We start from the raw sequence: 23,667 nt of genomic DNA, 5'->3' as shown, positions 1-23,667 counted from the left end.
CGCCCCGTCACACCCAGGTGTCGAACCACATCCGGTTGCGCCAGGAGTCCACCGGGATCGCCGTGCCCGTGTACAGCGGCCAGAAGTAGATGAAGTTCCAGATGATCAGCAGGACCAGCACCCCCGCGCCGACCGCGCCGATCGTCCGGCGTCGTTCGTCGGAGCCGGCCGGGCCCACGATCGCACCGATCATCATCGTCACCGCGAGACAGAGGAACGGCACGAAGACGACGGCGTAGAAGAGGAAGATCGTGCGTTCCTGGTAGAGGAACCAGGGCGCCCAGCCCGCCGCGACCCCGCAGGCGATCGCGCCCGCCCGCCAGTCGCGGCGGAAGAACCAGCGCCACAGGACGTAGCAGAGCGCGAAACCGGCCGCCCACCAGAGCAGCGGGGTGCCGATCGCCAGGATCTCGCGGGCGCACTTGCCGGCCGTGTCGGCGGGGCAGCCGTCCTGACCGGCCGCCGGGGACTCGTAGAAGTACGAGACGGGGCGGCCGAGGACGATCCAGCTCCAGGGGTTCGACTGGTAGGTGTGGCCCGAGGTCAGGTTGACGTGGAACTGGTAGACCTCGTACTCGTAGTGCCACAGGCTACGCAGCCAGTCGGGAAGCCAGGTCCAGTCACCTCCCTTGCCGGTGGTGGCCGCCCAGTCCCGGAAATAGCCCTTCGTCGTGTAGATCCACCCGGTCCACGAGGCGATGTACGTGGCGATCGCGACCGGCACCGTCGACAGGAAGGCCGGGACGAGGTCCCTTCGCAGCACCGCCGCGTACGGCCGTACCGCGCCCGCCGTCCGGCGCGCGCCGACGTCCCACAGGACCGCCATGAGCGCGAAGGCGGCCAGGATGTAGAGGCCGTTCCACTTCGTACCGAAGGCCAGGCCCAGCATCACCCCGGCCGCGAGGCGCCACGGCCGGAGGCCGAGCCCGAGGGTCTCGGCGACCGCCGCGTCCGGGCGCAGCACCCCGTCCTCGTCCTCCGGGAGCGCGGCGGCCAGCCGCCGCCGGGCCCAGTCGCGGTCGATCAGCAGACAGCCGAAAGCGCCGAGCACGAAGAACATCAGGACGAGGTCGAGAAGTGCCGTACGACTCATCACGAAGTGCAGGCCGTCGACCGCGAGCAGCGCGCCCGCCAGACATCCCAGGAACGTCGAGCGGAACAGCCGCCGCCCGATCCGGCACAGCATCAGGACCGACAGCGTCCCGAGCAGCGCCACCATGAAGCGCCAGCCGAACGGCGTGAACCCGAAGAGCTGCTCGCCCAGGCCGATGACCCACTTGCCGACCGGCGGGTGCACCACATAGCCCGGCTCGGCCGGGATGGTGATGTGGGAGGGGTCGGCGAGGATCTGTTTGTCGATGTCTTTCGGCCAGCTGGCCTCGTACCCGTGGTTGATGAGCGCCCAGGCGTCCTTGGCGTAGTACGTCTCGTCGAATATCACCGCCTTGGGGCTGCCCAGGTGCCAGAAGCGCAGCACGCCCGCGACCAGGGTCACGAGCAGCGGCCCGCCCCAGGCCGACCAGCGGACCACCCGGTCGGCGACGGCGGGCGGCACCGCGAGCACCGCCCACAGCCGGTCGGAGGGCCGGTTGTACGGCGGCACCAGCCGCTCACGCAGCCCGGTCACCGGCCGCGGCGCATGGCCGAATCGGCGCATCCGCTGAGGCCATGTGGGCGGCTCGTCGCCGGCGTCGTGCCCCTGCAGGGCTTCTGGCGCAGTACTGGTCACCGCGCCATCGTAGGGAACGCCGCTGTGTGGGGGATCCCCGCCGTTGTGCGGGGTGGGCTCCGCGCCCTGCGAGGATGGCGGGGTGAACGGAACGCTGGTACTCGCAGGGACACCCATCGGTGACGTGACGGACGCGCCGCCCCGGCTCGCCGCCGAGCTGGAGACGGCCGACGTGGTCGCCGCGGAGGACACCCGGCGGTTGCGCCGGCTGACCCAGGCGCTGGGGGTGCAGACCCGGGGCCGGGTCGTGTCGTACTTCGAGGGCAACGAGTCCGCGAGAACCCCTGAACTGGTCGAGGCGCTGGCCGGCGGGGCGCGGGTGCTGCTGGTCACGGACGCGGGTATGCCGTCGGTCTCCGACCCCGGCTACCGGCTGGTGGCCGCCGCCGTCGAGCGGGACATCAAGGTCACGGCCGTCCCCGGTCCGTCCGCCGTGCTGACCGCGCTGGCGCTGTCCGGGCTGCCCGTCGACCGCTTCTGCTTCGAGGGCTTCCTGCCGCGCAAGGCGGGCGAGCGGCTCGGCCGGCTCCGGGAGGTCGCGGGCGAGCGGCGCACCCTGGTCTACTTCGAGGCGCCGCACCGGCTCGACGACACCCTCGCCGCGATGGCCGAGGTCTTCGGCGCCGACCGCCGGGCCGCTGTCTGCCGCGAGCTGACCAAGACGTACGAGGAAGTGAAGCGCGGCGGCCTCGGGGAGCTGGCGGCCTGGGCGGCCGAGGGCGTACGGGGTGAGATCACCGTCGTCGTCGAGGGAGCTCCGGAGTCGGGCCCGGGTGAACTGGACCCCGCCGAGCTGGTGCGGCGGGTGCTGGTGAGGGAGGAGGCGGGGGAGCGGCGCAAGGAGGCGATCGCCGCCGTCGCCGCCGACGCCGGGGTGCCCAAGCGTGATGTGTTCGATGCCGTCGTAGCGGCAAAAAACGCGGCGCGCACCGGCCCCCAGGACAGTAAAGGACTATCGTGAAAAGCAAAGCGCAGACCGCGTGCCGTAGCTTTTGGGCATGAGTAGGCCAAGTCCATTCCATTAATCGACAGGCGCTGATGCGCTCCCGCCTTTCAAGGCGTCCACTGGACCAGTGGAGAGGAGCTGGCATGAGTGAGATCACGGGCACCGCCGTAGCCCACGAGGCATATGCCTTTTGTTGCATGCGCTGCGGGCACGGCTGGGAGCAGTCCTACGACATAGAGCACCACGTCGATGGCTCGGGCCAGAATTTCGTTGTTTACAAGGCTGACGGGCAGCGCGTTCCTTCGCCGCTGTCCAGCCCGTCCTGCGAGAACTGCGGCGGGCATGTCGTACGCATCATGAGGTCCGGACAGGTGTCGTCCGTCCGGGCGCTGGCGGATCCCTTCGGCTCCGCCCAGGGGGTCACCGGCAAGGGGAAGCAGATCGGCACGGCCGGGGAGACGGACCCCGTGCAGCCGGCGGGAGGCATATCCGACGGCACCGCCCCGGCGGCCGTGGCGGGCCGCCACCACTGGCACCTCTCGGATCTCCTGCACCCCTTCCAGCACCGCAGGTGAGGTGAGCGGGAGCTCACGCGCGGAACTCATGGACGCGATCCTCGTAGGATCGCGTCCATGAGTTCGAAGCAAGCGCCGCCGCCCCTGCCCGAGCCGCTCCGGGTGCCGGTCGCGGATTCGCACACCCACCTGGACATGCAGGACGGCACGGTCGTGGAAGGCCTCGAAAAAGCCGCCTCGGTGGGCGTCACCACCGTCATCCAGGTGGGCTGCGACCTCAAGGGTTCCCGCTGGGCCGCCGAGACGGCCGCCGCCCACGACCGTGTCCACGCGGCGGTCGCCCTCCACCCCAACGAGGCGCCGCGCATCGTGCACGGGGACCCGGACGGCTGGTCGAAGCAGGGCGAGCGGGCGGGCGGCGCGACGGCGCTGGACGACGCGCTGGCCGAAATCGACCGGCTCGCCGCCCTGCCGCAGGTGCTCGCCGTCGGCGAGACGGGCCTCGATCACTTCCGGACGGGGCCCGAGGGCATGGCCGCGCAGGAGCGCTCGTTCCGCGCGCATATCGAGATCGCCAAGCGGCACGGCAAGACGCTCGTGATCCACGATCGCGAAGCGCACGCCGATGTACTGCGTATTCTGGCCGACGAGGGCGCACCCGAACAAACAGTGTTCCACTGTTATTCCGGTGATGCGGAAATGGCCGGAATTTGTGCCGCCGCAGGCTACTACATGTCCTTTGCGGGAAATGTCACTTTCAAAAACGCTCAGCCGTTGCGCGACGCGCTCACAATAGCGCCGCTGGAGCTCATTCTCGTCGAGACGGATGCGCCCTTTCTCACGCCGGCGCCCTACCGTGGACGGCCTAATGCGCCGTATCTGATTCCGGTCACGCTGCGCGCCATGGCGGATGTGCGGGGGATCGGTGAGGATGCCATGGCCGAGGCCATTTCGCGCAACACGGCGCATGCGTTCGGTTACTGACGCATGACGGCGCGGGTCCGTCCCGGGGAGGTCGCCGCGTCGGGCGGGCACGGCGGGCTCCACCGGTTCGGCACCCGCACCCCGCCCGCCCCCGGCGGGGGCCTGCGGCCCCACCACGGCCGTAGGCTTTACGGGTGAGCACCACTGAGCCCGACGCCCTCTTGGGCCCCGCAGACATCCGCGAGCTGGCCGCAGCGCTGGGCGTACGCCCCACCAAGCAGCGCGGGCAGAACTTCGTCATCGACGCCAACACCGTCCGCAGGATCGTCCGCACCGCCGAGGTGCGCCCGGACGACGTCGTCGTGGAGGTCGGCCCCGGGCTCGGCTCGCTGACGCTGGCCCTGCTGGAGGCCGCGGACCGCGTCACGGCCGTGGAGATCGACGACGTACTGGCCGGCGCGCTGCCCGCCACGATCGAGGCCCGGATGCCCTCCCGCGCCGAACGCTTCTCGCTGGTGCACTCCGACGCCATGCGGGTACGCGAGCTGCCGGGCCCCGCACCGACCGCGCTCGTCGCGAACCTCCCGTACAACGTGGCCGTGCCGGTCCTGCTGCACATGCTGGAGCGCTTCCCGACCATCGAGCGGACGCTCGTGATGGTCCAGGCGGAGGTCGCCGACCGGCTGGCCGCCAAGCCCGGCAACAAGGTGTACGGCGTGCCGTCCGTGAAGGCCAACTGGTACGCGGACGTGAAGCGGGCCGGTTCCATCGGCCGTACCGTCTTCTGGCCCGCGCCCAATGTGGACTCCGGCCTGGTCTCGCTGGTCCGCAGGGCCCAGCCGGTGAAGACGACGGCCTCCAGGGCCGAGGTCTTCGCCGTCGTCGACGCGGCCTTCGCACAACGCCGCAAGACCCTGCGGGCGGCGCTCGCGGGCTGGGCCGGATCCGCCCCGGCGGCCGAGGCCGCGCTCGTCGCGGCCGGAGTCCCACCACAGGCGCGCGGCGAAGCACTGACCGTCGAGGAATTCGCGCGGATCGCCGAATCGAAGCCGGCGGGCGCACCCGGATCGCAGCTGAGGGGGGACGGCGCGTGAGCGTCACCGTACGGGTACCGGCCAAGGTCAATGTGCGACTCGCGGTCGGCGCCGCACGCCCCGACGGCTTCCACGACCTCGCGAACGTCTTCCTGGCCGTCGGCCTCCACGACGAGATCACGGTGACGCCCGCCGACGAGCTGACCGTCACCTGCTCCGGCCCGGACGCGCACCAGGTCCCGCTGGACACCACCAACCTCGCGGCGCGCGCCGCGATCGCCCTGGCCGGACGGCACGGCATCGACCCGCGCGTCCACATCCACATCGCCAAGGACATCCCCGTCGCGGGCGGCATGGCGGGCGGCAGCGCGGACGGCGCGGGCGCCCTGCTCGCCTGCGACGCGCTCTGGTCGCTGAACTCCTCCCGGGACGAACTCCTCGCCATCTGCGCCGAGCTGGGCAGCGACGTGCCGTTCAGCCTGGTCGGCGGCGCGGCACTGGGCGTCGGACGCGGCGAACAGCTCACCCCCCTCGACACCGGCGGCGACTTCCACTGGGTGTTCGCGATGGCCGACGGAGGGCTGTCGACGCCCGCCGTCTTCCGGGAGTTCGACCGCCTCACCGAGGGCACCGACGTACCGGCCCCGACCGCCGACCCCGCGCTCCTCGAAGCCCTGCGCGCCGGCGACGCCGTCGCCCTCGCGAGCACCCTGGCCAACGACCTCCAGCCGGCGGCCCTCTCGCTGCGCCCCTCCCTGGCCGACACCCTCAGCGCCGGTACCGCCGCCGGCGCCCTGGCCGCCCTGGTCTCCGGCTCCGGCCCGACGACGGCCTTCCTCACCAAGGGCCCGGACGCGGCGGCCGAGGTGGCCGAAGCCCTCCTGGCCTCAGGCACCTGCCGCACGGCCCGCGTCGCCCAGGCCCCGGCCCCCGGCGCGACGGTCGTACGACACGGCGCCGCCTGACGCGCGCCGAGAGCGGCCGCCCTGTTCCCCCGGCCGCCGGGAGAACAGGGCGGTAGGACGGCGGGTCGCGCGCGGCGACTACCCTGGGACGTCGATCGATCCCCCCGTACAGGAGTGAAATGGCCGTCAATCTGGTCAATGTCGAGGCAGTCACCAAGGTGTACGGCACCCGTGCGCTGCTGGATGGTGTCTCTCTCGGCGTCTCCGAGGGGGACCGGATCGGGGTCGTGGGCCGCAACGGCGACGGCAAGACCACCCTCATCCGGATGCTCGCCAAGCTGGAGGAGGCCGACACCGGGCGCGTCACCCACAACGGCGGACTGCGGCTCGGCGTGCTCACCCAGCACGATTCGCTCGACCCCGAAGCCACGATCCGGCACGAGGTCATCGGTGATCTCGCCGACCACGAGTGGGCCGGCAACGCCAAGATCCGGGACGTGCTCACCGGGCTGTTCGGCGGGCTGCACCTGCCCGGATTCCCGCAGGGACTCGACACCGTCATCGCGCCGCTCTCCGGTGGCGAGCGGCGCCGGATCGCGCTCGCCAAGCTGCTCATCGGCGAACCGGACCTGATCGTGCTCGACGAGCCCACCAACCACCTCGACGTCGAGGGCATCGCCTGGCTCGCCGAGCATCTGCGGGCCCGGCGGTCCGCGCTCGTCTGCGTCACGCACGACCGGTGGTTCCTCGACCAGGTCTGCACACGGATGTGGGACGTCCAGCGCGGCGCGGTGCACGAGTACGAGGGCGGCTACTCCGACTACGTCTTCGCCCGCGCCGAGCGTGAGCGCATCGCCGCGACCGAGGAGGTCAAGCGGCAGAACCTGGTCCGCAAGGAGCTGGCCTGGCTGCGGCGCGGCGCCCCCGCCCGTACCTCCAAGCCGCGCTTCCGGGTCGAGGCCGCCAACGAACTCATCGCGGACGTGCCGCCGCCCCGGGACACCTCCGAGCTGATGAAGTTCGCCAATGCCCGCCTCGGCAAGACCGTCTTCGACCTGGAGGACGTGACGGTCCAGGCCGGCCCCAAGGTGCTGCTCACGCACCTCACCTGGCAGCTCGGCCCCGGCGACCGGATCGGCCTGGTCGGCGTGAACGGCGCGGGCAAGACCTCACTGCTGCGCGCGCTCGCGGAGGCCGCCCGCACCCAGGGCGACACCCAGCCCGAAGCCGGAAAGGTCGTCGTCGGCAGGACCGTCAAGCTCGCCTACCTCTCGCAGGAGGTCACCGAACTCAAGCCGACCCTGCGGGTACTGGAAGCGGTCCAGCAGATCCGGGACCGGGTCGACCTCGGCAAGGGCCGGGAGATGACCGCGGGCCAGCTGTGCGAGCAGTTCGGCTTCACCAAGGAGAAGCAGTGGACGCCGGTCGGCGACCTCTCCGGCGGCGAGCGCCGCCGCCTCCAGCTGCTGCGGCTGCTCATGGACGAACCGAACGTCCTCTTCCTCGACGAGCCCACCAACGACCTCGACATCGAGACGCTCAACCAGCTGGAGGACCTGCTCGACGGCTGGCCGGGATCGATGATCGTCATCTCCCACGACCGGTTCTTCATCGAGCGGACCACCGACAAGGTGATGGCGCTCCTCGGCGACCAGGCGCTACGGATGCTGCCGCGCGGGATCGACGAATATCTGGAGCGCCGCCGCAAGGTGGTCGCCTCCGCCGCCCCGGCGCCCGCACCGGTCACCTCTGTGGAGCGCCCCGGCGGTTCGGGATCCGCGTCCGGGGCCGTCTCGGCCAAGGACGGCCGTGCGGCGAAGAAGGAGCTGCAGAAGATCGAGCGGCAGCTCACCAAGATGTCCGACCGCGAGACCACTCTCCATCAGCAGATCTCCGAACACGCCACCGACTTCGGGAAGGTGGCGAAGCTGGACGCCGAGCTGCGGGAACTGGTCGGCGAGCGCGACGAGTTGGAGATGCGCTGGCTGGAGCTGGCGGAAGACGCGTAGGAACGCGCGGAAGACGCGCGGAAGACGCGCGGGAACGCGCGGCAACGGCGGGCGGAACGCCCGGCAAGCGCCTGACGGGCCGGTCCTCCCCTGGGAAGAGGGGCGGGGACCGGCCCGTCCCGCGTTCCCGGCCGGGTGATAAAAAGAACCGCCGCTCGACCAAGGGGGAAAGGCGCTGATGACCCAGCCGCCCGGCCAGCAATCGCCGCCGACGCCGCCGGGCGCCATGCCGCCCGCGCGTCCGGGGCCGTATCACCAGCAGCGCCGCCCGTCCCCTCCGCACACCGGCCGTGAGGCCCGCGCGGGCAGGTCCCGCCGCGTCCTCGCCGCGACCGTCGCCGCGCTGCTGGCTGTCGGCGGCGGTACGTGGCTCCTCCTCGGCGGTGGCGCGGCCGGTGGCGAGGCCGGCGGCGGTCCCGAGGCGGTCTCCACGGGCCGGAGCGAGGACGCCGGGCGCGACCCGGACACCGGGCGTACGGCCGGCGAATCCACGGTGTGGATGGTGAAGAACGACGTGGGCCTGCCCGACGGCGGCGCGGACGCCTTCGGGCCGTGGGTGGTGGGCGACACCGTCGCCCAGGCCATGGACCGGCAGATCGTGGGCTATTCCACCGCTGACGGCAAGAAGAAGTGGACGCTCCCGCTGCCCGCCAGGGCATGCGCCGCGACGGACACCCCCACGGCCGACGGCGAGATCACCATCGGGATCCTCAACGGCCCTGCCGACAAGGGCGAATGCGGCGTACTCCGGTCGGTCGACCTCACGACCGGCACGTTCGGCTGGAAGAAGGAGCTGCCCCACAAGGGGAGCTTCGACATCGGGCCGCGGATCGCCCTCACGCACAGTGGCGGCACCGTCGTGGCGGCCCGCCGGGGCGGCACCGACGCCTACCGGATCAGCGACGGCGCGGACCTCTTCCACACCGACGCGCGCGATGCCGGCGAACCGGCCGCGTGTACCCCGTACGCGTACGCCGGCGGCAGCAGGCTCATCGCGGCGGAGCACTGCCCGGCCCCGGGCCCGGATTCCAGCTCCGGCTCCGGCTCCGGCTCCGGCTCCGAGACCGTGGACCAGCTGGCGGAGCTCGACCCGGTCACCGGCCGGGCCAGGTGGACCTACCGGCTCACCAAGGACCGGGAGATCGACAAGGTCTACTCGGTCGACCCGCTGATCGTCTCCGTGACGAACCGTCAGAAGAACAGCTGGACGGTGGTCGCGATCGACGCGGACGGCATCCTGCGCTCACAACTCGACGGGGGCCAGGACAAATTCAGCCCGACATGCGCCGGAAATCCGGTCATCGGTGGTCAGAACCTGGAGGGCTGCACCGGTGTGGCCGCCGATACGGACACCTTCTACATGTCGACGACGCCCACCGAGGGCACCACGTCCGCCACCTCGGCCACTCCGGCCACCCCAGCTACCCCGGCCACCAACGAGATCGTCGCGTTCGATCTGGACACCGGGAAGCCCAGGTGGCGCTCCAGGGCGTCCGACGACCGGGAGATGACCCCGCTGCGCGTCGAGGGCGGCAAGGTCCTGGTCTATCTGGAGGCCACCGCCGGCCGGGGCGGCGCGATCGCGACGCTCGCGGCGAGCGGTGGCGCCCCGAAGGTGATCCAGCAGCACCCGGCGTCCACGGCCGCCGTCGAGTCGTCCTTCTTCTCGCCGAGGCCGGCCTACGCGGACGGCCGTTTCTACCTGGCCGGCGGCCGGGTCCTCGCCACCGGCCACGGCGCCGGGGAGAGGGAGACGCCGACCATGATGGCCTTCGGCGAGTGACCACGGCGGGGCTGACCTCCGCCGCTCCAGGACCCCTTCCCCCCGGGCTTCTTCACAAGTTCCCATCGAGGTACGCACGCCATGACGCAGCCGCCGCCCCCGCCGTCCGACGAGCCCCCGCAGGGAGGGTTCGGCGCCCCGTACGACCCGCGGCCCGGCGGGTTCGGCGACCCGCCGCCACCGCCGCGGTCCGGATACGGGTACCCGGGCCCGAACAGCGGATACGGGTACCCGGGCCCGAACAGCGGATACGGGTACCCGGGCCCGCAGCCCGGATACGGCTATCCGCCGCAGCTCGCGCAGCAGTCCGCACAGCCGCAGCCGCAGCCGCAGTCGACACAGCCCCCGTCCCAGCCACAGCCCTACCAGCAGCCCCCGCAGGACGGCGGCGGGCTCAGGAAGCTGTCCGCGCAGCCGCGGATCATCATCGCCGCGGCCGCCGCCGTGGTGCTGATCATCGGCGCGGGCGTCTGGTTCGCCTCATCCGGTGACGACGGCACGAAGAACGACGCCAAGCGCGGTTCCGCCGGCCGGGCGGGCGGCGCCACGCGCAGCGGTACGAGCAGCGGTACGGACGGCGGCGCGAGCGGTGGCACGGGCGGCGGACGGGTCCTCGGCGGTGGCGGCAAGGAAATGGCACCGCACAACGTCAAGTCCAGGCGGGCCTTCACGCTGCCGGCGCCCCAGCTGGCCGAGCTCACCGGTTTCCAGGGCTCCTGGCTCACCGGCGCCACGTACGTGAAGACCGGCGTCGACGAGATCGTCGGATACCACCCCGACACCGGCGCCCAGCTGTGGACGATCCCCCTCCCGGGCCAGGTCTGCGCGGCCTCGCGGCAGGTCACCGACACCAACGAGACCGCGATCGCCTTCGAGGCCGTCAAACGGACCCCCAAGGACACCTACGCGCCGTGCACGGAGATCGGCGTGATCGACCTCGACGCGGGCAAGCTGCTGTGGAGCCGGTCCGTCCCCGTCTCCCGTACGGGCGACGAGAAGGCGGCCTTCGACGAGGTCACGCTCAGCGGCAGGACGGTCGCGGCCGGAGGCTTGTACGGCGGGGCGGCGTTCGACGTCACCGACGGCACGATCCGCTGGCAGCCGGAGGCCCACGCCGATCAGTGCGCCGACCGGGGATACGGCGGCGGCCAGGCACTGGTCGCCGTCCGCAGATGCGGCCTCTCCGACGACATGACGCTCGTCATCCGCACCCTGAATCCGCTGACGGGCGAGCCGGTCTCCTCGTACACCATGCCGTCCGGCGTCCGGTACGCGAGCATCGTCTCCACCGCACCGCTGGTCGTCGCCGCCGATTCCGGTGGCACCGCGAAGGACGGCAGCGGTATCTCCGAGTTCTTCTCGCTCGACGGGACGACCGGCAAGCTCCGCGCCAGGATCCCGGCCGACCCGGACCGGTACGCGGCGCGGTGTGAAGCGGCCAGGGTCGAGAGCTGCGGGCAGGTCGTGGTCGGCAACGACCGGATCTACCTGCCGACCGAGGACCACGACCGGGGCGAGGACTACGGCGACACCAACGAGATCGTCTCCTTCGACCTCGCCACGGGCAGGGCCACACCGGACCGCGCCGACGCGGCCGCCCTCCGCTCCCTGTTCCCGCTGCGCATGGACGGCGGCAACCTCCTGGCGTACCAGGAGCCTTCGTTCGAGAGGGGCGGCCAGGTCGTCTCCATCGACGGCGGTACCTTCGAGCAGACCGTGCTCATGCGGAACCCGGACGACGCCACCGTCCGTGACGCCGAGGACAGCTACTACCCGAACTCCACCGAGTACCTCTACGGGAACGGCAGGCTGTTCCTCTCCCGGAACTCGCTGAGCAAGTCAGGCACCTCGTCCCTGGACGGGAAGTCCGGCCTCGCCCTCGCGTTCAGCACCGGATGACCCGCCCGAGGGCCTGCCTCTACCCTTCCCCGGCCGTCATCTCGTCCTGAACGGCGGGGAATTCGACAATCCGAGGGGCTTCTGATCGGTAAGGCGCGCGCAGGGTCGAACAAGCGTGTAGCTTGCCGGGTCAGGTGGCCGGGGGGCCAGGGGCAAGCGGGGATGGGGGTTGCCCGATGGGCGTACGGCTCATGGTGGTCGACGATCACCGATTGCTGGCCGAGGCGCTCGCCTCCGCTCTGAAACTGCGCGGGCACCGGGTACTCGCGGCGGCGGCGCCCACCGCCGGCGTCGCCGAACTGGTGGTGAACAGGGCCCCCGAGGTGTGCCTGATGGGCACGGCGGCACCCGGTGAGCCGGGCGTCTTCGACCCGATCGTACGGATCAAACGGGAGCGCCCACAGGTGGCGGTGGTGGTGCTCGGCCCGGTGACCAGCCCGCGCGGGATCGCCGCGGCCTTCGCGGCCGGCGCCTCCGGGTACGTACGGCACGACGAGCGCATCGAAGGCGTCGAGCGGGCCATGGTCAAGGCGCGGGCGGGGGAGGCGGCGGTGGCACCGCAGCTGCTCCGGAGCGCGTTCGCCGAACTGCTCAACCCGGCGGTCCAGCCGGACGACGAGGGGCAGCGGTTGCTGCGGATGCTCACACCGCGTGAGGTCGAGGTACTGATGCGGGTCGCGGAGGGCGAGGACACCCGGCTGATCGCGGCCGGGATGGGTATCGCGCCGAGCACGGCCAGGACCCATGTGCAGCGGGTACTGATGAAGCTGGGGGTGGGCTCCCGGCTGGAGGCGGCGGCACTGGCGGCACGCACGGGCCTGCTGGACAGAGCCGCGCCGACCGGACCGCGCTGACCGGACCGCGCTGACCGGGCCGCGCTGACCGGACCGGGCCGACCGGACCGGGCCGACCGGACCGGGCCGACCGGGCGTACTGGACAGGGTTCCGGCGGCCCCGCCGCGCCGACCGGAGCGCGCCGGCCTCCTGCCGCACGCCGACGGGGCCGGACCCTTCACCAGCGGTGTCGGTAGGTCCGGCCCCGTTCAGCGGTGTTACACGCCCTCGGTGGCTTGCTCGCCGGCGGCCCGCTCGCTCCGGTGCTCGTCCTGCTCCGCCGGCGTGGGCGGCGCTGTCGGGCGCAGCTTCAGCCAGACCAGGAAGAACAGGCCGAGCGCCAGCATGCCCAGTCCCGTCCACAGATTGATGTTGATGTCCTGCGCCTTCTTCAGGTCGGCGTCGGACGCGGTGATTCCCGCGATCGTGACGATGACTCCGTAGAGCACGAAGAGCCCGCCGATGATGCGGCGTACGTCGAAGAGCCGCGCCGCTGTCGCGGACTTCTCTTCCAGCTCCTGGACGTCGTTCCGGTAGTCGCTCATGGTGATGCGTGCCTCTCAGCCCGAGAAGGTCAGAAGGAGAATCAGAAGGAGAAGGGGATGTAGCAGATGGCGGCGAGGACGACCGCGCCCCAGCCCAGCAGGGCCGGCTTGCGGTACCACGCGTCGTCGCCCTCGGCGGCGAGCTCTTCCATCCCGGGCGAGCGGCTGCCGTACACCAGGCCCGCGAGCTTCTCGACGGGCTTGGGCCGGGTCACGTACGAGACGACGACCATCACCACGCCGCCGACGACGAAGGCGACGATGGAGGACACGAAGTTCGCGCCCTGGTCGCTGGGGATGCCGATGACCCCGCCCTTGTACAGCCAGAAGTAGTTCACCATCGCGGCGACCGTGCCGGAGAGCAGCCCCCAGAAACCGGCGGCCGGGGTCGTCCGCTTCCAGAACATGCCGATGATGAAGACCACGAACAGCGGGACGTTGAAGAACGAGAACAGCGTCTGGAGGTAGTTCATGATGTTGCTGAAGCTGGAGGCGATGAACGCCGTACCCATGCCGATCAGCACACCGACCGCCGTGACGACCCGCCCGGTCCTGAGGTAGTAGGCGTCCTCGCGGTCCTTCTTGAGGTACGCGCCCCAGATGTCGTTGGTGAACACGGTGTTGAACGACGAGACGTTGGCCGCCATGCCGGCCATGAAGGCGGCGAGCAGGCCGGTCACGGCGATGCCCAGCACCCCGTTCGGCAGCAGGTCACGCATGAGGACCGGGATCGCGTCGTTGTACTCCAGGCCGCTGCCGGCCTTGCCGAGCGTGGGCTCCATGACGAGTGCGATCAGGCCGGGGACCACGACGACCAGGGGTATGAAGATCTTGGGGAAGGCGGCGATCAGCGGGGTGCGCTTGGCGGCCGAGAGGTTCTTCGCGGACAGGGCGCGCTGCACCTCGGCGAAGTTGGTGGTCCAGTAGCCGAAGCTCATCACGAAGCCGAGGCCGAGCACGATGGTCAGCCAGTTCGCGCCGAGGGGGTTCGAGGAACCGACGCCGGTGCCCTCCCACGCGGTGAGGAATTCGCCGCCGTGCGAGCCGGTGAGGGAGTCGGTCAGGCCGTCCCAGCCGCCGACCCGCTTGAGGCCGACGATGGTCAGGGGTATGAGCGCGGCGAGGATCACGAAGAACTGGAGCACCTCGTTGTAGATCGCCGAGGAGAGTCCGCCGATGGTGATGTACGCGAGCACGAAGAAGCCCGCCACGACGATCGCGACCCACTCGGGCCAGCCCAGCAGCGCTTCCAGCACGATCGCCATCGCGTAGAGGTTGACGCCCGCGATCAGCACGGACGACACCGCGAAGATGATCGAGGAGAGCAGGTGGGAGGAGGGGCCGAACCGGTGCAGCAGGAATTCCGGTACGGAGCGCACCTTGGACCCGTAGTAGAAGGGCATCATCACCAGGCCGAGGAAGACCATGGCGGGGATGGCACCGATCCAGTACCAGTGCACGGTGTACGCCCCGTACTGGGCGCCGTTGGCCGCCATGCCGAGGATCTCGGTGGCGCCGAGGTTGGCGGCGACGAACGCGAGCCCCGTCACCCAGGCAGGCAGCGAGCGGCCGGAGAGAAAGAAGTCGAGACTGGTCTTCACACTGGCCCGGGCGGCGAACCCGATGCCGAGGACCACGACGAAGTAGATCGCCAGGATGGTGTAGTCGAGCCCGTTCGTCGGGAGCCGGAGTCCTTCGGCCAGATATCGCATAGGGGTACTCGCTTCGTCGCAAGAGAAATAACTCCGCCGGAACCCCGCACCGGGCGCGGGCGTCCGGCCGAGGCGTCTGCTCGTCTGCCCAGCGCCGGACCGTTGACGCCACTGTTGGCTTGTGATTTGTTATGTGTGATTCTGTTGAAGTGTGGGTGCGTGTGGACGTGCGTGTGGACGTGCTGATGGGTGTGCGTGTGAGCCTGAGAGGCGACCGATGAAGAAGACGGTGACGAAGCTCGCCGACGGACGCGAGCTGATCTACTACGACTCCCGCGACGACACCGTGCGCGACGCCGTCGACCGCCGGCCCCTCGACCCGATCTCCACCACCTCGGAGATCCGCCACGACCCGCTGATCGGCGACGCGGTGGCCATCGCCTCGCACCGCCAGGGCCGTACGTACCACCCGCCCGCCGACGAGTGCCCGCTCTGCCCCTCCCGCGACGGCCGGCTCAGCGAGATCCCCGACTCCGACTACGACGTCGCCGTCTTCGAGAACCGCTTCCCCTCGCTCGCCGGGGACGCGGGACGCTGCGAGGTCGTCTGCTTCACCTCCGACCACGACGCCTCGTTCGCCGACCTCACCGAGGAACAGGCCGCCCTGGTCCTGGAGGCATGGACCGACCGCACCGCAGCACTCGCCGGACTGGCCCAGGTCGAGCAGGTCTTCGCCTTCGAGAACCGGGGCGCCGAGATCGGCGTCACCCTCGGCCATCCGCACGGACAGATCTACGCCTATCCCTTCGTCACCCCGCGCAGCGAACTGATGCTGCGTTCGGTACGGGCACACAAGGAAGCGACCGGCCGCAACCTCTTCGACGAGGTCGTCCGGCGCGAGAGCGCCGCGGGCACCCGGGTCGTGCTGGAGGGCGAGCACTGGGTCGCGTTCGTCCCGTACGCGGGGCACTGGCCCTACGAGGCACACCTCTACCCCAAGCGCCGGGTGCCCGATCTGCGGGCACTCGACGACGCGGCGCGCGCGGAATTCCCCCGGCTGTACCTGGAACTGCTGCGGCGCTTCGACCGGATCTTCGGCGAAGGCGAACCGCCGACGCCCTACATCGCCGCCTGGCACCAGGCACCGTTCCGGGCCGCCGGACGCGACGACTTCGCCCTTCATCTTGAGCTTTTCACCGTCCGCCGCACCTCGGGCAAGCTGAAGTTCCTGGCGGGTTCAGAATCCGGCATGAGTGTGTTCATCAACGATGTTCCGCCGGAAGCGGCGGCGGAACGACTCCGAGAGGTAGCGAGCGAGTGAGCGACGCCATGTCTTCCCCGGGAACGACCCCCGACCCCTCGAAGTACCTGGTCACGGGCGGTGCGGGCTATGTCGGCAGCGTGGTCGCGGCACACCTGCTGGCGGCCGGTCACACGGTGACCGTGCTCGACGACCTCTCCACCGGCTTCCGCGAGGGAGTCCCGGCGGGCGCCGAATTCATCGAGGGCCGCGTCCAGGACGCGGCCGCATGGCTGGACCCCTCGTACGACGCCGTCCTGCACTTCGCCGCGTCCTCCCAGGTCGGCGAGTCCGTCGTCCACCCGGAGAAGTACTGGGACAACAACGTCGGCGGCTCCATGGCGCTGCTCGCCGCGATGCGCTCCGCCGGGGTCCGCACCCTGGTCTTCTCGTCCACCGCCGCGACCTACGGCGAGCCGGTCTCCACCCCCATCACCGAGACCGACCCGACCGCCCCGACCAATCCGTACGGAGCGACGAAACTCGCCGTCGACCACATGATCAGCGGCGAGTGCGCCGCGCACGGACTCGCGGCCGTCTCGCTCCGCTACTTCAACGTGGCCGGGGCGTACGGACAACACGGCGAGCGCCACGACCCCGAATCGCACCTCATCCCGCTGGTCCTCCAGGTGGCCCTCGGCCGGCGCGAGGCCATCTCCGTCTTCGGCGAGGACTACCCGACGCCGGACGGCACCTGCGTGCGGGACTACATCCACGTCGCGGACCTCGCCGACGCGCACCTGCGCGCGCTGGACGCGGCCACCCCCGGCGAGCACCTGATCTGCAACCTCGGCAACGGCAACGGATTCTCCGTCCGCGAGGTCATCGAGACGGTACGGAAGGTCACCGGGCATCCCGTCCCGGAGATCGTGGCGGAGCGCCGCGCCGGTGACCCCGCCGTCCTGGTCGCCTCCGCCGCGACGGCCCACAGCCGCCTCGGCTGGACCCCGGGCCGTGCCGACCTGGCGGGCATCGTCGCGGACGCGTGGGCGTTCGCACAGCGTACGGAGACACACGAGTGAGCGTGGCCCAGGCGCACATGGCCCAGGTGGCCGGGGAGAGCGTGGCCGAGCGGTTCCGCCAGCTGTACGGGGCAGCGCCGGAAGGGGTCTGGGAGGCCCCCGGCCGGGTGAATCTGATCGGCGAGTACACCGACTTCAACGGCGGCTTCGTGATGCCGCTGGCGCTGCCGCACACGGCGGTCGCCGCGGTCTCCCGCCGTACGGACGGACTTCTGCGGCTGCACTCGGCGGACGTCTCCCGGGGCGTGATCGAGCTCGATGTCGCCGGTCTCGCACCGGCCGACGGCGGCGGGGACAGCGGCGGGGACACGGGTCAGGACAGCGGCGGGGACACGGGTCAGGACAGCGGCGGGGGCACCGGCCGGGGCATCGGCCAGGACATCGGCTGGGCCGCGTACCCGGCGGGCGTCGTCTGGGCGCTGCGCGAGGCCGGTCACCCGGTCACCGGCGCCGATCTCCACCTCGCCTCGGCCGTCCCGACCGGCGCGGGCCTGTCCTCCTCCGCGGCCCTGGAGGTCGTCACCGCGCTCGCCCTCAACGACCTCTACGAACTCGGCCTGACCGCACCCGAATTGGCGGTCCTCGCGCAACGCGCCGAGAACGCGTTCGTCGGCGTCCCGTGCGGCGTCATGGACCAGATGGCCTCGGCCTGCTGCACCGACGGGCACGCCCTGTACCTCGACACCCGCGACCTCACCCAGCACCAGGTGCCCTTCGACCTCGCCGCCCACGGCCTCCAGCTGCTCGTCGTCGACACCCGCGTCAAGCACGCGCTCGGCGACGGCGCCTACGCCGAGCGGCGTGCGGGCTGCGAGACCGGCGCGCGGGCCCTCGGCGTCGACCTGCTGCGCGACATCCCGTACGAGGAACTGCCCGGCGCCCTCGACCGGCTCGCGGACGAGGGCGAGAACGTCCGCCGCTACGTCCGCCACGTCGTGAGCGAAGACCACCGGGTCGAACAGGTCATCGCCCTCCTCGACGCGGGCGACGTCCGGGCGGTCGGCCCGCTCCTCGTCGAGGGCCACGCCTCCCTCCGCGACGACCTGCGCGTCTCCTGCCCCGAACTCGACCTGGCGGTCAGCGCGTCCGTCGACGCCGGCGCCCTCGGCGCCCGCATGACGGGCGGCGGCTTCGGCGGCTCGGCGATCGTCCTGGTGGCGGAGGCCGACGCGGACGCGGTGGCCGGCTCGGTCGCGGAGTCCTTCGCGGCGGCGGGTCACCGGCGGCCGAGGATCTTCCCGGCGGTCCCGTCGAGAGGCGCGCGCCGGGTGTCGTGACCGGGGAGCGGGGCAGCGGAAAGCTGGGTGCGGCCCGTGACACCCCCGGCCCGTGACACCCCCGGCCAGGACACCCCCGGCCCGTGACACCCCCGGCCAGGACACCCCTGGGCTCCTCCAACAGCCACCCGTGCGGGCGGACTTCCTGGCCCGGAGGGCTGTCGCACCGCGCCCCTGCGGCGGCCGGGCGGTCCTCCCGGTGTGGCCGGCCGCTCGCCGAGCAGGGCACGCCGTCCTTGTGGACTTCTGTCTCGGTACGGAACACGAGCCCCACCCTGAACAGGGCCCCCCACGAGTTCTGTGAATGTCCTTCCGCCCCGGGTCCACCGCCGTACGCTGATGCACAGCACCGGTGGGGGCCGGTGCTGATCAGGGGTGGAGACAAGTCGGGTACGACGCCCGGGGTGGGGTAGCGGTCATCACACGGCGGCGGCCGTGCCACTGACGTACCACCGCGCACCGGGCGGCGTGCCCGCGCCGTCCGCTCCCCGCCTTCTGGGGGTGTCGATTGGTACGTATCAGGGTTCTGGTGGTTGACGACCACCGTATTTTCGCCGAGTCGCTCGCGGCCGCACTCGCGGCCGAGCCCGACGTGGACGTCGCGGCGGCCGGCAGCGGTCCCGCCGCGCTGCGGTGTCTGGAACGCGCCGCGGCCGAGGGGCGCGGATTCGATGTGATGCTCGTCGACGGCGACCTCGGCACGGTCGCGGGTGCGGCACCCGGCGTGGCCGCGGGACCGGTTCAGGTGCCGGTCGCCCGCGCCGCGCCGGACAGCGGGGAGGCGGCGCCGGCCGACGGCATCTCACTGGTCGCGGGGGTCCGTTCCGGCCGTCCGTCCGTCCGTACGGTCGTACTCGCCGAGAAGGACGACCCGACCCGCGCCGCGCTGGCGCTCCAGGCGGGCGCCACCGGCTGGGTCGCGAAGGACTGCTCGCTGCAACGGCTGCTCGCGGTGATACGCGGCGTCCTGCGCGACGAGACACACCTGCCACCCGCCCTGCTCACCGGCGTACTCCGGGAGTTGACGGCCGCGCGCAAGCACCGGACGGACAGCGAGCTCCTCGTCGAGTCGCTCACCCCGCGCGAGGCCGAGGTGCTGCGCTGCATGGTGGCCGGACTGGGCCGCAAAGCCGTCGCCGAGCGTCTGTTCCTCTCCCCGCACACCGTCCGCACCCATATGCAGAACGTCCTGGGAAAGCTGGGTGTGCACTCCACGCTGGCCGCCGTCGCCCTGGCCCGCCGGGCCGGGGTCGGACCTGCCTCGCCAGGCCCTGTCCGGCCGGTCTTTGCCGGGGCCGCGAGATCGCCCGGACCGGAGCTAGCTGGGGACGTTGTCGAACGGGGCGGTCAACTGGCGTAGCAGGCCGGCGAGTTCGCCCCGCTGGGCGCGGGACAGCTCGGCGAGGATCGCGCGCTCCTGGGCCAGCAGCCCGGCGAGCGCCTGATCCGCGCGCTCCTGTCCCTCGGCGGTGAGCCGGACCAGCACCCCGCGCCGGTCGCTGGGATCGGGCAGCCGCTCGACGAGGCCCTTCTTGGCCAGCCGGTCGATGCGGTTGGTCATGGTGCCCGAGGTGACCAGGGTCTGCGTCAGCAGTTGGCCCGGGGAGAGCTGATACGGCGCCCCCGCGCGCCGCAGCGAGGTCAGTACGTCGAACTCCCAGGGCTCCAGGCTGTGTTCGGAGAACACCAGCCGGCGCGCGCGGTCGAGGTGCCGGGCCAGCCTGCTGACACGACTGAGCACCTCGAGTGGTTCCACGTCGAGGTCGGGGCGCTCTCGGCGCCATGCTGCGACCAGTCGGTCGACCTCGTCCTCCATGAACATCAGTGTAGAGGGTCCCTCGACATGAAGTCTCTTGACGTCAAGATATCCCCGGGTGCAGGGTGGACCGTGACGGGGCGGGCGGCCCATTCCGCCTGGCCACCCCACATCCACACGGGAGGTAGCACATGCATTCGACGCCCATCTGGGATCCGGATCAGTACCTGAAGCACGCCGGCCACCGCACCCGCCCCTTCCTGGACCTGCTCGCCCATATCCCCGAGCTGCCCTCCGGCAGCGGCGGCCCCGCCAGGATCGCCGACCTCGGCTGCGGCCCGGGGAACGTCACCACGCTCCTCACCGGCCGCTGGCCGGCCGCCCGCATCACCGGCTTCGACAACTCCCCCGAGATGCTCGACCGTGCCCGCGACCAGTACGCGGGGCCCACCCCCGGCGGCGGAACACTGGACTTCCAGGCCGCCGACGCCACGCACTGGGCGCCCGCCGAACCGTACGACCTGATCGTCTCCAACGCCGCCCTGCAGTGGATGCCCGGCCACCCCGACTCCTTCGCGACCTGGACCGGCGCCCTGGCCCCCGGTGGCACCTTCGCCTTCCAGGTCCCCAGCAACTTCACGGCCCCCAGCCACACCCTGCTCGCCGCCCTGTGCGACTCCGAGCGCTGGCGCGACCGCCTCGCCGACCGGACACGGCCCGCCGGGAACGTCCTGGAGCCCGCGGACTACTTCGCCCGCCTCACCGCCCTCGGCTGCGAGACGGACATCTGGGAGACCACCTACCTCCAGCTCCTCACCGGCGAGGACGCGGTCCTGGACTGGGTACGCGGAACCGCCCTGCGCCCCGTCCTCACCGCCCTCGACGACGACGAGAAGGCCAGGGAGGAATTCACCGTTCAATACCGCGACCTGCTCCACGAGGCCTACCCGCCCGGCCCCGGCGGCACGGTCTTCCCGTTCCGCCGCATCTTCGCGATCGCCCGGCGGCCGCACTGACCGCCGGTCCGCCGGGCCGCCGGTCCGGTCAGAGTTCGTTCAGCGCGTCCAGGGTGATGTCCAGATCGATGGTGAACGGGACGCCCGTCTTGAGCCGGTCGTGATGGATACCCGTCAGCGCGTACGACTTCGACAGCGGATCCAGCTCGTAGACCCGCACGACCGGGTGCCGGTCGGCGCCCGCCACCTCGACCAGCCAGAAATTCGGGATGCCGGCCGCCGCGTACTTGTGCGGCTTCGCCTCACGGTCGCGGGCCTCCGAGTCCGGCGAGACCACCTCGACGGCGAGAACCACGTCGGCCGCCGCGAAACTGGTCTGATCCAGACCCGTGACCGCCTCGGCACGGACCACCGTCACGTCGGGCTCGGGACCGTTGCGACGGTCCAGCACGACCGTCATCTCGCGGATCACTTTCAGATCCGGGGGTGCCGTCCGGCGCAGGCCGGACTTCAGCAGGTCGATCATTTCAGCGTGGAAATAGCGCTGCGGACTCACGAAGACGAGACTCCCGTCGATCAGCTCGGTATGGGACGGGAGTCCCGGCAGGGTGAACAGGTCGTCCACGGTGTAGCCGTCCTGCGGGGGCACAGGCCACTGATGTGCGGCCCTGACTGGCTCGGCGGTCATGATTCCTCCCATGGACGGAATTCTCGGCCTGCCCCTTCACGGTAGCGGCCGGAATCCGGACGTGTCATCACAACGAGTGACCGCGCCCCCCCAGGATGACCCCAACGGCGCCCCCGCCGTCACTCAGCGCCCGCTCAGCACTTGCGGTGGCCGATCAGCCGCGGCTTCGGCTCCAGGCCCTCCAGCCCGTGCCAGGCCAGATTCACCAGATGCGCCGCCACCTCGGACTTCTTCGGGCGGCGGGCGTCCACCCACCACTGGCCCGTCAGCGCCACCATGCCCACCAGGGCCTGCGCGTACAGCGGCGCCAGCTTCGGATCGAAGCCACGGGCCTTGAACTCCATACCCAGAATGTCCTCGACCTGCGTCGCGATATCGCTGATCAGCGACGCGAACGTCCCCGTCGACTGCGCGACCGGCGAATCACGCACCAGGATGCGGAAACCGTCCGTACACGTCTCGATGTAATCGAGCAGCGCGAACGCCGCCTGCTCCAGCAGCTCCCGGGGGTGGCCGGCGGTCAGCGCGCCGGTCACCATGTCCAGCAGCTGGCGCATCTCCCGGTCGACGACCACCGCGTACAGCCCCTCCTTGCCGCCGAAGTGCTCGTAGACGACGGGCTTGGAGACCCCGGCCTTCGCCGCGATCTCCTCGACCGACGCCGCCTCGAAACCCTTCTCGGCGAACACGGTGCGACCGATGTCCAGCAATTGCTCGCGGCGTTCCGCGCCGGTCATACGGACACGGCGGGCACGCCGGCCCGCGGGGGGCCGGCCCTTCTCGATGCCGCCCGTGCTGCTCGTACCACCGTCGCTCGCCACGATGCCCATCATGCCGCGTTGGTGGACGCGCTCTCGCGCCGGGAGTCCAGCCGCTCAGCACTGGGCCACCGGACGTTCGTCGCCCAGCCCAGCTGCTCGAACCAGCGGATGATCCGCGCACTGGAGTCGATCTGGCCCCGCAGCACGCCGTGCCGCGCGCTCGTCGGGTCCGCGTGGTGCAGGTTGTGCCACGACTCACCGCAGGACAGCACCGCCAGCCACCACACGTTCCCCGACCGGTCACGGGACTTGAACGGACGCTTGCCCACCGCGTGACAGATCGAGTTGATCGACCAGGTGACGTGGTGCAGCAGCGCCACCCGGACCAGCGAACCCCAGAAGAACGCCGTGAAGGCACCCCACCAGGACATCGTCACCAGCCCGCCCACCAGCGGCGGGATCAGCAGCGACACCAGCGTCCACAGCGCGAACTGGCGCGACACCGCCCTGATCGCCGGGTCCTTGATCAGATCCGGCGCGTACTTCTGCTGCGGCGTCTGCTCCTCGTTGAACAGCCAGCCGATGTGCGCCCACCACAACCCCTTCATCAGGGCCGGCAGCGTCTCACCGAACCGCCACGGCGAGTGCGGGTCGCCCTCCGCGTCCGAGAACTTGTGGTGCTTGCGGTGATCCGCCACCCAGCGGACCAGCGGCCCCTCCACGGCGAGCGAACCGGCCACCGCCAGCGCGATCCGCAGCGGACGCTTCGCCTTGAAGGAACCATGGGTGAAGTAGCGGTGGAAACCGATCGTGATGCCATGGCAGCCCACGTAATACATCACCACCATCAGAGCCAGATCGAGCCAGCTCACGCCCCCCCAGCTCCACGCCAGCGGCACCGCCGCCAACAGGGCCAGGAACGGCACGACGATGAAGAGGAGCAGGGCGAACTGCTCGATGGACCCCTTGCTGTCCCCGCCGAGCGTGGCGGAAGGCAGCGGGGCGCCCGCTGGCGGAGGTGCGGAGGAATCGTCGATCACGTCATCGGGGGTCGTGTTCATGGGAGGTCCCCTGTGGTGAGGAATACGGCAGATGCCCGGATACGGGTGCGTAACCTACGGCATCGTAAGTA

21 protein-coding genes are annotated in these 23,667 nt (G+C 71.1%); 14 read left to right on the top strand and 7 right to left on the bottom strand.

Features of this window, described 5'->3' with window-relative positions; genetic code table 11:
* Nucleotides 1-7 precede the first annotated feature (7 nt).
* Nucleotides 8-1,729, bottom strand: a complete 1,722-nt coding sequence (locus ACIBAE_RS20410) for a dolichyl-phosphate-mannose--protein mannosyltransferase (protein WP_399287264.1) — start codon at nt 1,727-1,729, stop codon at nt 8-10.
* Nucleotides 1,730-1,811: 82 nt separating this feature from the next.
* On the opposite strand from ACIBAE_RS20410, the gene rsmI reads away from it, so the two are divergent.
* The 9 genes from rsmI to ACIBAE_RS20365 all read left to right on the top strand — a co-directional run bounded on the left by rsmI (nt 1,812) and on the right by ACIBAE_RS20365 (nt 12,598).
* A complete protein-coding gene (gene rsmI / locus ACIBAE_RS20405; protein ID WP_399287262.1) occupies nt 1,812-2,690 on the top strand; it encodes a 16S rRNA (cytidine(1402)-2'-O)-methyltransferase in 879 nt (292 codons plus the stop codon).
* 128 nt (nt 2,691-2,818) lie between these two features.
* Complete coding sequence (locus ACIBAE_RS20400; protein WP_399287260.1) at nt 2,819-3,250, top strand: hypothetical protein; 432 nt, start codon at nt 2,819-2,821, stop codon at nt 3,248-3,250.
* Nucleotides 3,251-3,307: 57 nt separating this feature from the next.
* A complete protein-coding gene (locus ACIBAE_RS20395; RefSeq protein WP_399287257.1) occupies nt 3,308-4,174 on the top strand; it encodes a TatD family hydrolase in 867 nt (288 codons plus the stop codon).
* A gap of 134 nt (nt 4,175-4,308) precedes the next feature.
* A complete protein-coding gene (gene rsmA, locus ACIBAE_RS20390; protein ID WP_399287254.1) occupies nt 4,309-5,208 on the top strand; it encodes a 16S rRNA (adenine(1518)-N(6)/adenine(1519)-N(6))-dimethyltransferase RsmA in 900 nt (299 codons plus the stop codon).
* Nucleotides 5,205-6,113: a 4-(cytidine 5'-diphospho)-2-C-methyl-D-erythritol kinase gene (locus ACIBAE_RS20385; protein WP_399287251.1), complete on the top strand. Its 909-nt coding sequence runs from the start codon at nt 5,205-5,207 to the stop codon at nt 6,111-6,113. The genes rsmA and ACIBAE_RS20385 overlap by 4 nt, the downstream gene beginning before the upstream one ends.
* Nucleotides 6,114-6,232: 119 nt before the next feature.
* Nucleotides 6,233-8,062 (top strand): ABC-F family ATP-binding cassette domain-containing protein, encoded by a 1,830-nt coding sequence (locus ACIBAE_RS20380; protein WP_399287249.1) that lies wholly within the window; start codon nt 6,233-6,235, stop codon nt 8,060-8,062.
* A gap of 178 nt (nt 8,063-8,240) precedes the next feature.
* On the top strand, nt 8,241-9,845 hold the full coding sequence (locus tag ACIBAE_RS20375) for a PQQ-binding-like beta-propeller repeat protein (protein WP_399287246.1): 1,605 nt from the start codon (nt 8,241-8,243) through the stop codon (nt 9,843-9,845).
* A gap of 81 nt (nt 9,846-9,926) precedes the next feature.
* Nucleotides 9,927-11,744, top strand: coding sequence for a hypothetical protein (locus ACIBAE_RS20370; RefSeq protein WP_399287243.1), 1,818 nt, complete (start codon nt 9,927-9,929; stop codon nt 11,742-11,744).
* Between the two features lie 176 nt (nt 11,745-11,920).
* Entirely contained in the window at nt 11,921-12,598 is a 678-nt protein-coding gene (locus ACIBAE_RS20365) for a response regulator transcription factor (protein WP_399287240.1), read from the top strand.
* A 198-nt stretch (nt 12,599-12,796) separates the two neighbouring features.
* Here the strand turns inward: ACIBAE_RS20365 and ACIBAE_RS20360 are convergent, their stop codons facing one another.
* Together ACIBAE_RS20360 and ACIBAE_RS20355 are read right to left on the bottom strand one after the other, a co-directional pair.
* Nucleotides 12,797-13,123, bottom strand: a complete 327-nt coding sequence (locus tag ACIBAE_RS20360) for a hypothetical protein (protein ID WP_399287237.1) — start codon at nt 13,121-13,123, stop codon at nt 12,797-12,799.
* A 41-nt stretch (nt 13,124-13,164) separates the two neighbouring features.
* Nucleotides 13,165-14,835 (bottom strand): sodium:solute symporter family protein, encoded by a 1,671-nt coding sequence (locus ACIBAE_RS20355; protein WP_399287234.1) that lies wholly within the window; start codon nt 14,833-14,835, stop codon nt 13,165-13,167.
* 217 nt (nt 14,836-15,052) lie between these two features.
* Here ACIBAE_RS20355 and galT point away from each other — a divergent pair, with 217 nt between their 5' ends.
* The 4 genes from galT (at nt 15,053) to ACIBAE_RS20335 (ending at nt 19,734) form a co-directional block, all read left to right on the top strand.
* Nucleotides 15,053-16,096, top strand: a complete 1,044-nt coding sequence (galT, locus tag ACIBAE_RS20350) for a galactose-1-phosphate uridylyltransferase (protein ID WP_399287232.1) — start codon at nt 15,053-15,055, stop codon at nt 16,094-16,096.
* Nucleotides 16,097-16,104: 8 nt separating this feature from the next.
* Nucleotides 16,105-17,097, top strand: a complete 993-nt coding sequence (galE, locus tag ACIBAE_RS20345) for a UDP-glucose 4-epimerase GalE (protein WP_399287229.1) — start codon at nt 16,105-16,107, stop codon at nt 17,095-17,097.
* A 17-nt stretch (nt 17,098-17,114) separates the two neighbouring features.
* Nucleotides 17,115-18,374, top strand: coding sequence for a galactokinase (gene galK / locus ACIBAE_RS20340; protein ID WP_399287413.1), 1,260 nt, complete (start codon nt 17,115-17,117; stop codon nt 18,372-18,374).
* Nucleotides 18,375-18,882: 508 nt separating this feature from the next.
* The gene (locus tag ACIBAE_RS20335; protein ID WP_399287226.1) at nt 18,883-19,734 is read left to right on the top strand and encodes a LuxR C-terminal-related transcriptional regulator; all 852 of its coding nucleotides are present in this window, start codon (nt 18,883-18,885) and stop codon (nt 19,732-19,734) included.
* Here the strand turns inward: ACIBAE_RS20335 and ACIBAE_RS20330 are convergent.
* Entirely contained in the window at nt 19,693-20,190 is a 498-nt protein-coding gene (locus ACIBAE_RS20330) for a MarR family winged helix-turn-helix transcriptional regulator (protein ID WP_399287222.1), read from the bottom strand. The genes ACIBAE_RS20335 and ACIBAE_RS20330 overlap by 42 nt on opposite strands.
* 131 nt (nt 20,191-20,321) lie before the next feature.
* Between ACIBAE_RS20330 and ACIBAE_RS20325 the strand changes: the two genes are divergently transcribed.
* Nucleotides 20,322-21,146 (top strand): trans-aconitate 2-methyltransferase, encoded by an 825-nt coding sequence (locus ACIBAE_RS20325; protein WP_399287219.1) that lies wholly within the window; start codon nt 20,322-20,324, stop codon nt 21,144-21,146.
* A gap of 28 nt (nt 21,147-21,174) precedes the next feature.
* On the opposite strand, the gene ACIBAE_RS20320 is transcribed toward ACIBAE_RS20325, so the two are convergent.
* The 3 genes from ACIBAE_RS20320 to ACIBAE_RS20310 form a co-directional block, all read right to left on the bottom strand.
* A complete protein-coding gene (locus tag ACIBAE_RS20320; protein WP_399287217.1) occupies nt 21,175-21,774 on the bottom strand; it encodes a Uma2 family endonuclease in 600 nt (199 codons plus the stop codon).
* A gap of 134 nt (nt 21,775-21,908) precedes the next feature.
* Complete coding sequence (locus tag ACIBAE_RS20315) at nt 21,909-22,604, bottom strand: TetR/AcrR family transcriptional regulator (protein ID WP_399287410.1); 696 nt, start codon at nt 22,602-22,604, stop codon at nt 21,909-21,911.
* A complete protein-coding gene (locus tag ACIBAE_RS20310) occupies nt 22,604-23,596 on the bottom strand; it encodes an acyl-CoA desaturase (RefSeq protein WP_399287214.1) in 993 nt (330 codons plus the stop codon). Before ACIBAE_RS20310 ends, ACIBAE_RS20315 begins: the two co-directional genes overlap by 1 nt.
* Nucleotides 23,597-23,667: the final 71 nt, after the last annotated feature.

The sequence above is a fragment of the Streptomyces sp. NPDC051569 genome (assembly GCF_044454085.1).
Taxonomy (GTDB): Bacteria; Actinomycetota; Actinomycetes; order Streptomycetales; family Streptomycetaceae; genus Streptomyces.
The sequence above is the reverse complement of the archived record's forward strand: the minus strand, read 5'-3'. Positions and strand labels throughout refer to the sequence as shown.